Raw genomic sequence first — 16441 nt, 5'->3', positions numbered from 1 at the left:
TGACGCGTGGAAGGGTTGGTCATATGAATCGTAAAATAATCGTTTACATGCTGATTTCTCTACTCTGCTTACCTGGGCTGGTTCTCACAACCAGCTATGCGGAGACGCCTTCATCCTTTCTTTTAACGGCGAATAAACCTGTTGAAGGTACAATTATCCTAACCCTGAGTGGTAAGGATATTAAAGATTTATACGGCTATGAGGCCAGATTTACGTTTGATCCTGACCAGTTAGAGCTGGTAGAAGCCAAGTCCAGTCTGGACGGCTTTTCCGTATTGCCTATCATCAAGAATAATGAGATCACTATCGCACATACCAAAATTGGCAATGTCGCTGGAGAAAGTGGAGATATCGACATCGGTACCCTGACTTTTAAGCGCAAGAAGCACGGGACCTCCACTGTTAAATGGGAATCTATAAAGGCAGTAGACCGTAATCTATCCGATCATACGTATATCATAGGAAAGAGCGTTTCCGTGAATTTGCTGAAAAGAGGGTTTCTTGATCTGGGCGGCCACTGGGCTAAGGCAGATATAGAACTGCTCGCATCGAAGGACATTATTGAGGGGATGGATGAAGATCATTTTGTACCTGAGGCGCATGTAACCAGAGCACAGTTTGCGGCGATGATTTCGAGAGCGCTGAACACGCTGAACCTTAAAACTAGTTTGAAAGTGAGTATGCAGCAAAGTCCGTTTACGGATGTTGCCCCTGGCTCCTGGTATAAGGATGTCGTAAATAACGCTTATTCGGCAGGGATTATCGAAGGCGTGACAGCAACGAGTTTTGCTCCGGAAAGAGAGGTTACAAGGGAAGAAATGGCTGTGATGATGGTGAGAGCGAGTACCTATGCGGCCGTTCCTTTGGCTGGGGATAGTAAAGTTACCTTGGTGGCCTTTGCAGATTCAGAGTTGATAAGCGAGTGGGCGAGAGAGGGAGTTCAATCTTCGGTTCGTTTAGGCCTTATAAATGGCAGAGCAGGAGACCGGTTTGTACCCCGGGATCAGGCAACGCGAGCGGAAGCAGCGACAGTGATTAAAAGGTTTGTTGATCTTCTGTAAATGGACAATAATTGTAAGCAATTTTCAGCATATTTAAGAAATGGGAGGTAAATAAGTGAAAAAGAAAATTTTCTTAACGATTTTAGCGTTTTCTATGTTCATGAACATAATCAGTGTTGTCAGTGCCACGGTACCACCTGGCAACAATGATCGGCTGCAATATTTCGGCTATTATGGTGCGGATGGTTCTGAATTTGGCAATCCTACAGATAAATATTTACATGTAATTGGAGATATGGCTAACAGCAACGTCGCCTTGATTCACGGCTGGATTTACGGCCAGAAATTAAGGGATATTATCGAGACAGCCGCATCGAAAAATATGAAAGTGATCCTCCATGTTTATGACATTTTCTTTGCCTATGATGCTATAAAGCGCGGTTATTTGGTTGGGCCTTGGGCAAGTAATTGGGCTACTTTGAAGCAAACGCTGAGCGGTCTTGAAGACAATGTGCTTGGGTTTTATTTCGACGAGCCTTGGCTCGCTGGTGTGAAGGAGGAGGACTTCAGATTTGTTACCAAGCTGATCGGTGAAGATTTTCCTGATAAAAAAGTGATGCAGGTTAGCGCACTAGCCGATTTGGACCCTGGCAATACGGGAGACGGCATGAAAAGCTCCTATCTCGAATATGTCACAGACGTCGGATTCGACTATTACAGTGGCTGGGAGCATGGAGATTACTTGATCTATCATGAAAGATTGAAGGCATTAGCGAACAAAAATCAGAATATCTGGCTTATCCCCAGAGCATTCAGCAGAAATAATAATTCTGACGGCATGCAGGAGGAATTGTTGCGGCATTACGATCTGGCTTTAAAAGACTCTCGGGTTATCGGCATACTTCCTTTCAATTTCCCATCTGGTGGGGACTGGGGCAAAGGCTTGGAGTATTTTTTTGACGAAACGAAACCGCTCTATGATTCCTATTTGAAAAATACGCATATTCAGGTTGGCAAAAGCGTTATTGCAAATGAGGGAACAAACGGTGGAACAAACGACAATCTATATGTGGCTTCGTTTGATTTCAGTTCCGTACAAGGAGACAGAGGCTGGTATTATCAACAAGGAGACGGCAGCTCTTATACGGACTTGGCATGGGATACGGGGGGAGCCGCATGGCAAGGAACGACACCGCTAGTAACGGTTGGGTCTGATTTTCAGTATCCTGATGGCGAAGATGCGATCCGTAAGTGGGTTGCACCGAAATCGGGAACGATCCAAATTTCTACGAACGGAAACATTCGTAAAAGTGGTGTTTTGGGTGATGGTGTGCGTCTCAAATTGTTGAAAAATGGTACTGGAATTTGGCCGGAGGCGGGTGAATGGAAGCTGCTTCAAGCCAACGATACAAGCGGAATCACCATGAAGACAACCACCGAAGTGCAGGCTGGTGATGTTTTATACTTCGTGGTGAATCAGAACGCCAGCTCGGCCGGCGACAAAACGTTGTGGAACCCGGTCATTGTTTACAAGACTGTCACTGAAGCGTCTTCCGTGTTAACGGGCCCCGAATCTGTCATTAGGGGGGATGAAATCACCATGCAAATAGGCATCAAGGGAGACCCCCTTAACTTCACTTCTTGGCAAGGCGTTCTGAACTACGATCCTGACAGGCTGCAATTTGCAACGAAGACGGTGACGCTCGAAAATAATGGAGGCACGTATCAGGCTTTGGCAGATGATGCTTATACGAATGTGCGGCCAGGCTTTCAGCTTCTGTCCAGCAGGGTGCAAGCGGAGCAAGGCAAAATATTCATCTCGATGGCCAGTACGGGGAACGGAGATGTGGTACGTGAGGGCGGCAACTTGCTTACTTTGGATGGCTCCGTAAAGACAGGCGCAGCGATAGGCACTACAGAAGTATCGCTTGCTGATCTTAAAGTATCGGTTGAAGGAGCAGACACAGAGGTTGCTGGCACTTCTATGGCCATACAGGTATATGCAAAAGTACCGGTTGATCCGGATGAACTTCTTACGAATCCTGGATTTGAAAACGGTACAACGGGATGGGAGGCCTTCTATCAGGCTACTTTGACGTCCATTGCTTCTCCTGTGAGTTCGGGTTCTAAAGCGCTGAGAATTAGTGAGAGGGACTCAAACTATACAGGTGCGATGCAGGACATCAAAGCGATATTGTTAGATAAAGGGCAGGGAACTTATAATTTCGGAGGCATGCTGCGTACGGAATCAGGTACACAAAGAATGTATGTAAATATATTTGTTAATGATAGCGAGGGTGAGCATTATTTTAACGCTTCTTTTGAGAGTGTGGGGAGCGATAAATGGGTGAGATCTTCAGGCTCGGCCAACATTACATGGACAGGAGAGCTGAAAACGGCCCGAATATACATGGAATCAATGACGGAAACGGGAAAAGGTAATTATTTTGTGGACGACTTCAGTCTCAAGAAAAAACCACTGCCGGTTCCCAACCAAAGCACATTAACGGCAAGTGCAAGCACGATTCCGTCAGGTGCAGAGTTTAAAGTTAACTACGGGCTCAGCGATGTTAGTAAAGCTATTTATGCACAGGATATCAAGCTGGATTATGACCCTTCAGTTATGGATTTCGTATCTGCAAAGTCCCTAATAGAAGGTGTTTCCATTCTGGAAACGATCAAGAACCCGGCGGGTAAGCTTCGCTTAATTGTTGCCAGTCAAGGCTCAGGGCATGCTGTAACCGGCAGCACGCAAGTGGTAGAGCTGACTTTTAAAGCGAAAAAATTGTTACAAACGGCTTCAGGCGATATCTCGATTACGAGCGCTGCTCTGGGAGATGATCAAGCTGCTGAATCCCAAGCGGCATTATCGTCCATCCGTGTTGAGGTAACGGCAGAAAGTGTGGGAGGCAGCAATACGGACATCAATGGAGATGGCAAAGTGACCATAGGTGATTTGTCCATACTAGCCGCGCTTTACGGCAAAAACAGCAGCAGCCCGGATTGGCAGCAAGTGAAGAGAGCGGATGTGAATGGAGATGGCAAGATTGATATCCTTGATCTCGCTGCGGTTGCTAAGAAGATAGTAGAGTAATGGAAAGAAAAACCCAGGAAGGGGAAACCGCCTTCTTGGGTTTTCTATTTTGCAACCTCTCGTATACGTTCCAGAAATTCAATCCTATTTCCAAAAGGATCCTCAACAAAAATTCGCTTTACGCCTTCCACAGCGTAATCTTCCTGAACTGGGATCAACTGCGCTAAATGCTCTTGCAATGCAGATACGTTATGCACTTCAAACGCAGGATGCGCCTTTTTGGCGGGATTAAAATCATTCTCTACCCCGATATGAACCTGCTGCTTGCCGCATTGAAACCATACCCCGCCTCGTGTTTTTAACTTTTCAGGCTTTTCTATTTCCTCCATACCTAACAGCCCGTGATAAAAATTTCTTGCTTCTTCCTCGCATCCTTTTGGCGCTGCCAGTTGAACGTGATCGATACCTACGAAATGGTAGGGCATGAATTTTTTTGTCATGAGAGGTTCTCCGTTCTCTATTTTTTTTTCTTTCCTTGCTACTGTCTTCTTTTTATCTCTTTTCTCATTCCTGTTTGGTGTTTGTGGTTTCGTATGGTGAAACTTAGTTTCATTTAATTTATTGTACCATTTTTATCCAAACAATCATAGAGGGAAATTCACGACAGGCTGCAGGAAAAGTTTAAGAATCTCTTAAGCTTTCTGAAGCTATTCTTAATTTGCGGACAGAGGCGCCATGGATCTTGTATAGTATTAAAATACATAATTCTGGAAAAAGGGAGATTTTTCATGACATTCAAGTGGACGGTTTCGTTATCGGTGTTCATGGTCGCGTTGATGTTGATATCCGGTTGTAAGGAGAAAGGGGAAGTTGGGCAGCAGGAGCAAAAATCCGTAACCATCCTGTATCAGGATGAGTACTCTTTTCCTTACAGAAAATTGGTTGAGTTCAAGTTTCCTGAGCTTCACATTGAATTTATTTCATATAGTCATCTGATGGAATCGCCGAAAATGCGCGAGGAGCTTTTGAAGTTTGTGGATGAAAAGAAGCCGGACTTGATTGTGCTGCCGCAGTTTGATCTGCAATATTTCGAAGATATGCTTGCTCAGGGATATTTAATGAATTTGAGCACCTATATTGTGAAGAATTCGTTCGATATGCAGAAGCTTATGCCTAGTGTGGTAGATCTATTGAAGCAGAAGGGGGACGGGCAGCTGTATGGCCTAACTACCAGCTTTAGAAGCAAGGCGTTGTTTTATAATGTTGACCTTTTTAATCAATATGGTATTGAGCATCCTCACGATCAGATGAGTTACAAGGAAGTGCTGGAGTTGGCAGCCAGATTTCCTGGTGATGGCGGAGGGGATCAAGGGGAGCGGGTATTCGGCTATCATCAATTATGGATGACACCGACCAGATTTGTGTTAGCTGTGGGCGAAGCAGAACGTTTGAATTGGTATGATGAGACACCGAGTGTGACCATCAACACAGGCGCTTGGAAAAACATATTTCAATATGTGCTTCGGGGTTATCAAACGGGAGCGATCTTTGACGCAGTTTTGCTAGAGAAGCAGTTGGAGGAGACAAGCAACAAATACGATTACAGCCAGGCTATCGAAGAATCGAAGCAGCGGAATTTGTTTGCGACCGGGAGAGCGGCCATGACGGTAAGTTCTCCAGGTTTAATCGGTCAAATCATGAAATTTAAGCCGGAGATGAATTGGGATGTCGTAACAGTACCCGTTGATCCTGCGAATCCGGAGCTGACTGATGTTATCGAACCGGGGCCTATAATGGGCATTTACGCCAACTCTGCGAACAAAGAAGAGGCATGGAAGCTGCTAGCATTTATGAACGGCGACGAGGTTGCAAAAATACAAGCAAAAAGCGAGCGCTACAGCGATAAGCTGCCAATGAGAACATCATACATAGATCCTAATAGCAAGCAGATGGATGCTTTTTATAAGCTGCAAATAGATGAACGGCCAGTTTCCACCGCAGAAATACCTGGTGAGGTTTATAATATCCTGGATAGAGAAATCCAGCAGGTTCTTCTTGGCCGGAAGCCGCTTGATGAAGCGCTGCAGACGATTCAAGAACAAGCCAGTATGGAGCTGATCCGGGCAAAGAACATGAAGGAGGTGGAGGGTAAATGATGCAACCTGAGAATAGAGGCCAGAGAAAAGTGGAATACGAGAATTCGGAGAAGACGGGGAAGACCAAGAAGGCCCAGAAGGTATTGGGAAACGGCGTGCTAGCTGCTAGAGCAACTGGAATCGTAGTCCTTTTATTACTTTGTACATGTTTGATTTCAGCATGTTCTAAGACAGCACCCGGTCCTGAAGAATGGAAGAGCGAGCTGAGTATCAATGCCTATACGGAGGAGGGTTTTTACAGTTCGGTGGGGGGCGTGCTTTCTTTGCAATTTCCAAATATCAACTTCACCGTCATCCCAACAGACCACGGAGAATCTTTTCAATTGCCAGAACAATACGACAAACTAATTGAGGAAACCAAGCCTGATATTATTGTGATGGATGGTATAGGGGTATACGAAAGAATGAGTGAACGCGGTATCCTCTATGATTTAGGAGCTTTAATGAAGCGGGACAAGTTCGATACGGAGCGTGTACAACCAGGCATGCTACAATTTTTGCAGCAAAAAGGGCAAGGAAAACTTCTAGGACTTGCTGCTTCTTTTAACAGCAGTGCACTTTTTTTCAACCAGGATTTATTTGAGCGTTACCGGATTCCTGTGCCTACAGATCAAATGAGCTGGGAGGAAATGCTTCTGCTGGCAGCTAAGTTTCCTGTGGAGGAGGGGGCCGAACGTATTTATGGATACAGCGGAAACTGGGGCCATTTTAGCAATGCGATCTTTTCCTTGGCAGGGACTGAGAAGCTTAGCTATTTTGATGAAAATCATGAGTTTCAAATAGACACCGAGAAGTGGAGGAAGCTGTTCCATCTGCTCGTAGATTCTTATAAAAAGGGCGTTATCTACAAGGATTGGGAAGATAAGTTTAGTGAAGGGCATGCTGCTATGACCATTTACGGACCTGAGTATATAAGGACTCTTAAGGACAAGGGGATATCATTCAAATGGGACATCGTCACTCATCCCGTCAATCCGGCGAACCGGGACGTAAGCACAGTGATGAGCATGAACCGTATATATGGTATTCATAGCGGGACTACAAATCTGGAAGCGGCGTGGGAAGTTGTTAAATTTTTAAATGGTCAGGAGATGGCCAAGCTGGAAACCTATTCCTTACCTACACATACATCAGCGCTGAAAGAGAGGGACGGAATAAGCCTGGAGCCCTTCAGCAAGCTAAGAATGGATGTGGAGGAAGAATCAGTGGCAGAGAATGTGCCGCCATCCTTTTATATGACTTTAATCAACATCATCAATCAGGAAATGGAGGGTGTATGGAAAAACGAGAAGTCGATTGAGCAGGTTTTACAGCAAATTCAGGCTAAGGCTCAGCAGGCTTTGTCAGTGGCGAGGATGGAGCAGGAGCAAACGGGGTAAACAGATGCTTACGGACACAAATAAAGGGGCTGAGGTCCGTAAGCTTTCTAGTCGCTTTCTAAAGGGTGGAGTCCGTCGCTTTGGGCTACAAAGAGAGGGACTCTGATCTTCCAAGGCTATGAGCCTACGTCTATGGTTTCATCTCGTAATAATAATCCGTCTCGTTCATTCGTATCACGAACACAACCGGCAATCCGCTGTCCTTCACTTCGACAGGTACCTCGATCACATAATGAATCCGCTCCGTTGAAAGCGGGTCGATCTTCACAATGTTGCTGTACGTAAAATTAGAGCCATTGTCTTCCTCAATCGTGGAAAAACCCCTATATTCATATTTATTATTATAGATAAGACGAACCGATATCGCCTCTTCCGCGTCCTTCCCTATGGTCATAAGGTTTTTGAATGCAAACGAGATATGTGCGTAGATCTTGCCCGGATCTTTTACTTCATAGTACGAGTACATTCCGCTTGCTTTGGGTGGTTTAACCGACGTTTCAAACTTAGCATCCAGGATCGTTAGTTCGGCATAGGCTTCATCAACTGTCTTCTCAGCTGCCTTAAGTGGTTTATATTGCTGCCAAGCTGTCTGTTCGGGCAGGGGGTGCTCTTTTCCCATCGTCAACGTCTGGCCTTTCGAGGTAGTATTGGTTCCTTTTACACTGTTACCATTTGCAGTCACCACAACTTCTACCGATTTGCCGCTGGTTTTCACTTCTAATGGAACCTCCGTTAGGAAATGCAGCTTGCCGCTGGTCAACGGAGCAATAAAAGTAATATTGCTATAGCTTAATTCACTGCCGCCGTCCTCTTCAATCGTTGAAAATCCTGTGTATTCATACTTGCCATCATACATAATTTTGACATTCATAATTTCATCAGCAGAAATGGATGTGCCACCCAAATTTTTTACATGAAACACGTTATGCACGTAAATTTTGTCAGGGTCTTTGACTTCATAATAGGAATATAGGGTTCCTGGATTCGGAGGAGAAACCTTGGTGGAAAACTCCGTCGATACCATGCTGATTTCATATTGGTTGGGATAGAGCAGTACATCCCCTGTGTCGAAAGTTGTTGGATATACGGGCGACGGTTCCGCTTTCTTGACATTAGCCGTCTGTACAGCTTCCGGCTCATTCTGCTGATTAGTCTCATTTCCAACTGTTGCAGAAGTAGAAGGGCTTGAGCTAGCACCGCTATTCTGTTCTGGTGTACTGCATGCAGCACATATAACTAGGATCATACTTACCATCCATAGTTTCGCTATCTTTTTCATGTCTTCTTCTCCTATTCAATGATCTGTCATACATGTAAAACCGTACCACAAATTTCCACAAATTAAAACATTTTTTTCCAAGCAGTTTCTTAGCGCTTTCCGCTCACTAGGTCTCGGGACTGATGGCAAAAGCATGCCGGAGACCGTCGTACACTAGGTTCATGTCCGCTACAATGGAGCATATATTAGTGTTTAGAACATTGGAGGGATGTAGACGCATGGCTATTCTGGAAGTAGTGCATTTGCGCAAAACCTTTGGTTCCGTGACGGCAGTGGAGGATATTAGCTTTAGTGTGGAGCCGGGTGAAGTATTCACGATTATCGGACCCAATGGGGCCGGAAAAACGACGACGCTGGAGATGATTGAAGGCTTGCAGCCGCCGGACAGCGGCTCGATTACGGTGGGAGGCTTGAATTGGGGGAAGGATGCGGATCGCATCAAGTTCATGATCGGTGTGCAGCCGCAGTCCAGTGCGATGTTCGAATTGCTGACTGTTCGGGAAAACCTCGACTTGTTCGCGTCCTTTTACCCGGATCCGCTCTCCGTCGAGCAGGCACTTCAAATGGTTAGCTTGACAGATCATCAGGGCAAAAGGGTTAAATCCCTCTCCGGCGGACAGCGGCAGCGTCTGGCAATAGGGCTGGGGATGATTAGCAACCCTGCGATTATTTTTCTCGATGAACCGACGACGGGACTGGATCCGCAGGCGCGCCGTAACATCTGGGATATTGTGCTGATGCTCAAAGAGCTGGGCAAGACGACGATTCTGACGACTCATTATATGGAAGAAGCGGAGAAGCTGAGTGACCGCGTCTGCATTGTCGATCAAGGGCGGGTCGTAACGCTCGATACGCCATCAGCCTTGATTGGACAGCTTACGAAGGAGCGGGAAATTCGGCTGTCGCTGATGGACGGCGAAGAGGCTGCGAAGGAGACGGAATTGCTGGCCCAGAGCGTGGATACCGTAATTCGCGCTGAACGCGAGGGGGCGGATATCCGGCTGTGGACGGAGCATCCGGAGGATACACTGTATAGTCTCTTCGGCTTTACGAAGGAGCGCGGCTATCGGGTAGATCAGGTATCCATTCGCGAGATGACCCTGGAGGATGTCTTCATCTCCTTCACGGGCAAGGAATGGAGGGACTAAAGATGAAGCTAAGCCATGGCAATCAATTAGGCAAGCTGTTTGGTGCGCATCTGAAAATGATGTTCAGAGAAAAGGCGGTCTGGTTCTGGAATATTTTTTTTCCTATTATTTTGATGGTACTGTTTATGCTTATTTTTGGCGGAGGCGGTGATGGTGGTGAATTCAAGTCGAAGGTAGCGGTCGTCAGCGAAACGCAAAGCGAGTCTTCGGCGGCACTGCTGGAGCAGCTTCGTCAAATTCCCGTACTGGAATGGGAAACGAAGGAGCCGGTAAGCCGGGAACAGGCCCTCGACTGGATTAAGGATAAGACGGTGGAAGCCGCTATCGTTCTGCCAAGTGGAGAAGAGGCGCTGGAGCTGATTTTCAATACGGAGAAGGAGCAGAACGCGGCTTCACAGGCGCTGGCGGGCATTATCGACCGTTTCGTACAGCAAGCAAACTGGGCAGCGGCGGGAATAGAACCGTCCCTCCACATGAAAATTAGCTCGGTATCCGCCGGAAGCGAAGATTTGAGCTATGTCGATTTTCTGCTTACGGGGATGATTGCCCTCTCTCTTGCGCAAGGCGGGCTGTTCGGGATGGTGGATCTCGTGGAGATGCGCCGTAATGGCTTGATGAAGCGGCTGCGCATGACGCCAGTCAGTCTGGGCCTGTTCGGCTTGGCTAGTATGGCAGTACGTTACGTGCTTGGTATTGTTCAAATTGTGCTGCTTACGGCAATTGGTGTATTTGGCTTTGGAGCGAACCTGCACATTGACTTCTTGACGCTTTTGGTCGCCTTCTTTGTGGGAAGTCTGGCATTTAACGCACTCGGCTACTTGATCTCATCATTCAGCAAATCGATGGAAGCCTACATGGGTGTAGCGAATATCGCCAGCTTCCTGATGATGTTCCTGAGCGGCATCTTTTTCCCGACGAACACCTTGCCCGAATGGCTGCAGTCAGTCACCCAGGGAATCCCACTCACTTATTTCGTAAACGTATTGCGTGATGGTATGGTATACGGCGAAGGGTTCTTGACGGGAGATTTCTGGCTGAGCATCGCTGTTCTAGCGGTATGGGGAGTAGCTGCCTTCTTGCTCGGGGGCGCCTTGTTCCGCCGTACAAAGCTGGCGGTGCGGTGAGGAGTTATGGTGCAACAAATAGCTGGTAAGATTGGGGAAGTTTGAGCAAAGGTGAGTAAGTGAGAGTGAGAAATAGTGAGTAAGAGTGAGTAAGAGTGACAAAAGTGAGTAAGTGAGGGAAAAGCAAATAGATGGAGAGTGAGTAAGAGAGGGTAAGAGTATGTAAAGAGTAAAAAGAGTAGTAAAAGTGGTGGAAGACAAATACAAAAAAGCCGGAAGCAAACGACCTTGATGGTCGCCTGCCTCTGGCTTTTTTGGTAAGCTTCAAAAGTGAATGGAGAGCTTTAGCTCGTTTTAGTGATGAAAAACATCGTTATAGAGTTGGTTTTGCAGTGGATTCCTCATTTAGCGATGAAAAACATCGTTAAAGTTACATGAAATAGCTAAAAGAGAATTTTTTTGACTCTTTAAGAATATAAAACATCGTTATTGAGCCAAATTTTCAATAAACACCAACTTTAGCGATGAAAAACATCGTTAAAAATTCATTATCATCACTATCCCTTTCTGTCAGGAAACAGACGCCTGCCGGCTGTCCGTTCGGGCATGGCTTGTTCTGCTCCTGCAGCTGGAATAGGAAATGGGTGTGGGTGTGGGTGTGGGTTTAAAAGCGACAGCATCATTTAAAGATTTGTTCCTACTTCCACATCCATTTCCCAATTATTAATAATGAACGTGCAGATGCGGCGTTTCGATTTCTTTTCCGGCATGCAGGGATCGCATCAGAGCATCCAATGCCCCGGTTGTGAGCAGAGAGCGCTCCACTGGATAAGGCGGGATATGCGTGTGCATAAACCGCTCGATGGCCAGTACCATATAGCTGAAATGGCTGTGCGGCTTTTGATTCTGCAGCCTGAATTCGACGCATACGGGAGGTTCGCCTTCTACGACTTGATAAGCTGAAACAAACATCCGGCCTTCCGGCTCTGCGAAAATAATACCAGCCTGCAGCCCGTCCACGTACTCCAGCTCGACGAAAACAGGAAGTTTCAGCATGTATGGAAACATCTCGATATCGCGCAGATTGACAAAGCCACCAAGCGCCTCGTACATTTGCTTCCAATCATCCGATATAATCCGGTCAATCGCTGCTTGGTCCCGGTAGGTTCTTACGGCTCTGATGCCGGTTTCACCATAGGCGCGGTTTTCGGCAACGCTTTGCATCATTTCCATCGTGTGGTAGCAATAACGCTCCACATCGTCGTAGGCAAAGCCCAGCATTTTGTGCATCGGTGCGCCGTATGGGATTCCCGTCGTTGCAGGGATACGCGGTGCGAAAGGAAGCACTGAGCTGGACATGAACGGGATGTTATGCCGCTTGATTTGGTCATACATCCATTCAATGTCCTCTTGGACTACGGCAAAGCCCTTGTCCGTAAATACCGGAACGATGCGATTGAATTCCAGCATGATATTCAGGCATTCCTCAAAAAATTTCCTCCGCGGATACAGAATTTGATCAAATTCGTTCATTGGATATTCGCCGAGCTCTCCGATGATAATAATGCCGTCAAGTTGGAAAGAAGGATCACCGTTCAGCAATGCTTCGCGAATCGACCCGTGCAGCGCCACGCCGTGTTTGGCCGCCATATCCCTGCCCATATCGTTAGCCGGATATTGATCGATGTACATGGAGACGATATCCACCGTGGATGTATAAGCTCTTCCGTTTAACGTGTACCCGTCCAAAAATTTGGTAATGATTACGTCCGCATGGTTAATATCCCAATACTCCGTAATGATGGCCGCGATTCTTTTTCTAGGCTTCGACATAATTACCTCCAAATAATCGTTATTATTAATAGGTTACCGCGAGGGACCGGACTCTACCCATAGTAAAACCTGCGAAAGTGCAGGATTTTTCACCTGAAATCGGGTGTTACCTAGAATTCCTGCAATTGTGCAGGAAAAAAGCCTCTAGCAGTGCTCAAAGCAGAAAACCTGCAGTATTACAGGAATTACCTTTACCTGGTCCATTTAGATCCAAAAAAGATGTACTTTTGCATCATTGCCCCAAGGACAGGTTGGATTCGATTTTAAGTGTTTGTCGGACATCAGATCTCAAAATCGTACAGGGTAATTAAAATCCAGAGACCGAAGCATAGCATCGCAAAATTGAATGATTTGCTGCGATTGTTTCATAGAGCTATAATCAAGCGTTTTTTTTGAATCTTCTCCTGCTCCTGCTTTTTTTCCTGCTGCTGCGTCTGTGTCTGTGTCTGCGTCTTCTTCTTCTTCTTCACCCAGATAAGCGACATAAGACTTCAATTGTTCATGGAGCGCTGCAATCGAAGCGGATCTCAGTTGCTCCTTCAGTGCTTCAGGCAGCAGGGAAGCCTGCCAATTCCAAGGATCTCCGATCAAAAGGGCGATATCTCCGGTATCGATGGAAATTGTCCCTTTTTCTCCTATGAGCTCCAGCGTACCCGTGGTCAACGATTGTATTTCCCCATGCGTGTTGTCATGTTGTATTTCTCCATCTTGTATTTCTTTATGTTGCACTTCGCCTTGTTCAGTTTCACCATCAGGTGTCCATAAGGAGGACATTGTGACGGTTACGCCATTTCCGAATTCGAAATCCAACCGCTCGATATTGCGCAAGCCGTTGCGGAGCGGTTTCGATCCGAATGCCTGACCCACCTGTATAAAGTCGGCGTTACTCAGCCAGAAGGCGAGGTCCAGATCGTGAACAAGCATTTCGAAGTAGGTCGGCAGACGATGATAAGCCTGGAAGAGCCGCTCGCTGCGGGTGCGGTGGAAGATCAGCTGCTGCAGCTTTCCGATCTGTCCGGATTGCAGCTGCGCATAGGCATCAGCATAAGGCTTTAAGAAACGGGACGGGCGTGTGACGAACAATTGCTTGTTGCTTCGTATGGCATTTTTCCACATTTCAAGGGCCGACAAGGGATTGTTCACTACCGGTTGGTCGATCACAACATGCTTGCTATTTTTTAGCGCCAGAACGGTCGGTACATAATGATGCAGTTCATGCGTGGCCACGCTGATCAGATCGATGTCTTGCTTTGCCAGCATTTCATTCAGGCTGTTATAGCGTCCACGGATGCCATAACGATCAGCCGTTTCGTTGGCCTTTTCCATAATCGTATCGCATAGGGAGACCACTTCCATCTGCGGGATGGCCTGGTATGCTTCTACATGGCATTCTGCCCAGCTGCCGGCTCCGACAATGCCTACTTTGATTTGTTTCCTCATGCGATCGCTCTTTTCCTCAAGGTTTTGTTTCAGCAGAATACCTGGAATCGAATTTAATAAATGGATAGCCATCCTACCTAGCATAGTCAATATCTGGCCAAAGTACCATACCATTTTGTACAGATTAATTATACTTTTTGAGATGGTATAGACCTAGTTATCGACCAATGATTTTGGAATTTCAATTACATGAATTTTGTCAGACTGGATTGAGACTTGGAGCTGACGCAACAGTTGAAGCTTTCTCGATCCAATATGCCATTAACTTTTTTATTAGTGACTCTAAGTAAACAAGTGTACATGAATGTCAAGTCATGCGTATAGAGAAGGGGATGTGTTTCAAATATAATATAAACATGAAGAAGGTGCTAGTTAGGATATCCCATCTTCTTTGTATGCCGGTTTTACCGCGCAAAATGATCAGGGGGGCAAAAGAATGAAGCGAATGAGCAGATTGGCGTTATCCTGTTTAATGATCGTCGTTTTAATAGTTTTATCGGCTTGTGGCACTAAAGAACCTAAGGAGGGAACGTCAACTCCGAATACAGGTAACACTCCTGCGGCTTCGGTTGGCAATGAAAAGGCTGAACCGGTAGAAATAACAATGGTTCGTGAAAATTATGCGGATGTGAAATACCTCTCAGGTGAATCAATTGACAAAAACGCGGTATCGGATGCTTATGAAAAAGAACTGGGAATTAAAATTAAAAACCTGTGGGTAGCTGACAGCACCCAGTACCAACAAAAGCTGCAAATGAGTATTTCGTCTAACGATATTCCCGACTTGATGTTTGTAAGTATGCCGCAGTTGCAGCAGCTTATTGAAGCGGATATGATCTTGGATTTGACGGATATTTATGAAAAGACAGCTACTGCGGAAACGAAGGCGTACTTGACGGGCGATGGCGGTAATCAGTTAAATTCAGCCAAACATCAAGGGAAATTGATGGCCATTCCTTCAACAAATAGCCCATACAATTCTGCTTCACATGTTTGGTTGAGGAGGGATTGGTTGAAACAGCTGAATTTGCCAGAACCGAAAACGATGCAGGATGTTCTTTCAATTTCCGAGGCTTTTACAAAACAGGATCCAGGAGGATCGGGGAAATCGTACGGGATTGCGCTCACGAAAGCTTTGTTAAGTGAAGGTGCTTTTATGATATCTGGTTTTTTTAATGGCTATCATGCTTATCCAGGGCAATGGATCAAGGATGATTCTGGGAAACTTGTGTTCGGGAGCATTCAACCAGAGATGAAGCTTGCTTTGAAACAACTACAGGACATGTATAAAGATGGTCAGATCGATCCGGAATTCGCTGTTAAAGATGTGGTTAAGGAAAACGAGCTGCTTGCCTCGAATAAAATTGGGATAACATATGGCCCTTTCTGGCTTAGTGCCTATCCATTGATGGACAACGCGGTTAAGGACGGAGTATTGGTTCAGGATTGGTGGCCGTATCCAATCGTATCCCACGATGCAGTGCCAGCTATGACACAGGTTGAAATGGGGGTTGATGGTTACTGGGTCGTCTCGAAGAAAGCCAAGCACCCAGAGGCTGCAATAAAGCTTCTGAACAAATGGATCCAGGCTTATGAACATCCAGGGGAAACGGATGGTGTGTATTTACTCCATAACGAAGAGGCACAAAATTACTATAAGTTGAATCCAATTCGCGTGTTTTCTCAAACGCATAATGTAACGTTAGGGGAAGTCGTTCCTAAAGCGATTGAATCGAGAGATCCATCCTCACTTAAAGGAGTGGAAGGACCAAACCGTTATGGCAAAGTTGTCAAATATTTAGACGGCGACACTTCTCAATGGTCAGAATGGCCGATCTCAGGGCCTGGTGGGACCTTCTCCATCATGTATCAATATTTGCAGCAGAATCGCTATCATATCAATGCCTTTTATGGAGCACCTGGTCCTGTAATGACAGAGAAAAAACCGGTACTCGACACCAAAATGCATGAAGTTTTTATAAAAATTATTATGAATCAGCTTCCAATCGATAAATTTGATGAATTTGTTGCAGAATGGAAAAAGCTTGGCGGCGATGAGATGACTAATGAGGTAAATGAATGGTACGTTAAGGTTTCTCAGAATTAA

General features: G+C 46.0%; 11 protein-coding genes. 7 read left to right on the top strand and 4 right to left on the bottom strand.

The features are described 5' to 3' along the window. The first annotated feature begins 23 nt into the window (after positions 1-23). Positions 24-1061 (top strand): S-layer homology domain-containing protein, encoded by a 1038-nt coding sequence (locus J2Z66_RS01610; protein WP_209969068.1) that lies wholly within the window; start codon positions 24-26, stop codon positions 1059-1061. A 55-nt stretch (positions 1062-1116) separates the two neighbouring features. Next, positions 1117-4095, top strand: a complete 2979-nt coding sequence (locus J2Z66_RS01605) for a cohesin domain-containing protein (RefSeq protein ID WP_209969066.1) — start codon at positions 1117-1119, stop codon at positions 4093-4095. 44 nt (positions 4096-4139) lie between these two features. Here J2Z66_RS01605 and J2Z66_RS01600 read toward each other — a convergent pair whose 3' ends face one another. Then, positions 4140-4520, bottom strand: coding sequence for a VOC family protein (locus J2Z66_RS01600; protein WP_209969534.1), 381 nt, complete (start codon positions 4518-4520; stop codon positions 4140-4142). Between the two features lie 303 nt (positions 4521-4823). Between J2Z66_RS01600 and J2Z66_RS01595 the strand changes: the two genes are divergently transcribed. After that, positions 4824-6191, top strand: coding sequence for an ABC transporter substrate-binding protein (locus J2Z66_RS01595; RefSeq protein WP_209969063.1), 1368 nt, complete (start codon positions 4824-4826; stop codon positions 6189-6191). After that, positions 6188-7570, top strand: a complete 1383-nt coding sequence (locus J2Z66_RS01590) for an extracellular solute-binding protein (protein ID WP_209969060.1) — start codon at positions 6188-6190, stop codon at positions 7568-7570. Before J2Z66_RS01595 ends, J2Z66_RS01590 begins: the two co-directional genes overlap by 4 nt. Before the next feature lie 130 nt (positions 7571-7700). On the opposite strand, the gene J2Z66_RS01585 is transcribed toward J2Z66_RS01590, so the two are convergent. Further along, positions 7701-8849, bottom strand: coding sequence for a hypothetical protein (locus J2Z66_RS01585; protein ID WP_209969057.1), 1149 nt, complete (start codon positions 8847-8849; stop codon positions 7701-7703). A 218-nt stretch (positions 8850-9067) separates the two neighbouring features. On the opposite strand from J2Z66_RS01585, the gene J2Z66_RS01580 reads away from it, so the two are divergent. Both J2Z66_RS01580 and J2Z66_RS01575 read left to right on the top strand, forming a co-directional pair. After that, complete coding sequence (locus tag J2Z66_RS01580; protein WP_209969054.1) at positions 9068-9997, top strand: ABC transporter ATP-binding protein; 930 nt, start codon at positions 9068-9070, stop codon at positions 9995-9997. Between the two features lie 2 nt (positions 9998-9999). Continuing rightward, a complete protein-coding gene (locus tag J2Z66_RS01575) occupies positions 10000-11121 on the top strand; it encodes an ABC transporter permease (protein WP_209969051.1) in 1122 nt (373 codons plus the stop codon). Positions 11122-11784: 663 nt separating this feature from the next. Here the strand turns inward: J2Z66_RS01575 and J2Z66_RS01570 are convergent. Beyond that, positions 11785-12894 carry a hypothetical protein gene (locus J2Z66_RS01570; RefSeq protein ID WP_209969049.1) on the bottom strand — a complete coding sequence of 370 codons (1110 nt, stop codon included), beginning with the start codon at positions 12892-12894 and terminating at the stop codon, positions 11785-11787. A gap of 288 nt (positions 12895-13182) precedes the next feature. Further along, entirely contained in the window at positions 13183-14334 is a 1152-nt protein-coding gene (locus J2Z66_RS01565; RefSeq protein ID WP_209969046.1) for a Gfo/Idh/MocA family protein, read from the bottom strand. Positions 14335-14770: 436 nt separating this feature from the next. Between J2Z66_RS01565 and J2Z66_RS01560 the strand changes: the two genes are divergently transcribed. Beyond that, entirely contained in the window at positions 14771-16441 is a 1671-nt protein-coding gene (locus J2Z66_RS01560; protein WP_209969044.1) for an extracellular solute-binding protein, read from the top strand.

It is taken from the genome of Paenibacillus eucommiae, from assembly GCF_017874215.1.
GTDB classification, from domain to species: domain Bacteria; phylum Bacillota; class Bacilli; order Paenibacillales; family NBRC-103111; genus Paenibacillus_AI; species Paenibacillus_AI eucommiae.
The sequence above is the reverse complement of the archived record's forward strand: the minus strand, read 5'-3'. Positions and strand labels throughout refer to the sequence as shown.

Coding starts and splice junctions, on each gene's coding strand:
- J2Z66_RS01610 (WP_209969068.1), top strand. CDS start 24: ATGAATCGTAAAATAATCGTTTACATGCTGATTTCTCTACTCTGCTTA.
- J2Z66_RS01600 (WP_209969534.1), bottom strand. CDS start 4,520: ATGCCCTACCATTTCGTAGGTATCGATCACGTTCAACTGGCAGCGCCA.
- J2Z66_RS01595 (WP_209969063.1), top strand. CDS start 4,824: ATGACATTCAAGTGGACGGTTTCGTTATCGGTGTTCATGGTCGCGTTG.
- J2Z66_RS01590 (WP_209969060.1), top strand. CDS start 6,188: ATGATGCAACCTGAGAATAGAGGCCAGAGAAAAGTGGAATACGAGAAT.
- J2Z66_RS01585 (WP_209969057.1), bottom strand. CDS start 8,849: ATGAAAAAGATAGCGAAACTATGGATGGTAAGTATGATCCTAGTTATA.
- J2Z66_RS01580 (WP_209969054.1), top strand. CDS start 9,068: ATGGCTATTCTGGAAGTAGTGCATTTGCGCAAAACCTTTGGTTCCGTG.
- J2Z66_RS01575 (WP_209969051.1), top strand. CDS start 10,000: ATGAAGCTAAGCCATGGCAATCAATTAGGCAAGCTGTTTGGTGCGCAT.
- J2Z66_RS01570 (WP_209969049.1), bottom strand. CDS start 12,894: ATGTCGAAGCCTAGAAAAAGAATCGCGGCCATCATTACGGAGTATTGG.
- J2Z66_RS01565 (WP_209969046.1), bottom strand. CDS start 14,334: ATGAGGAAACAAATCAAAGTAGGCATTGTCGGAGCCGGCAGCTGGGCA.
- J2Z66_RS01560 (WP_209969044.1), top strand. CDS start 14,771: ATGAAGCGAATGAGCAGATTGGCGTTATCCTGTTTAATGATCGTCGTT.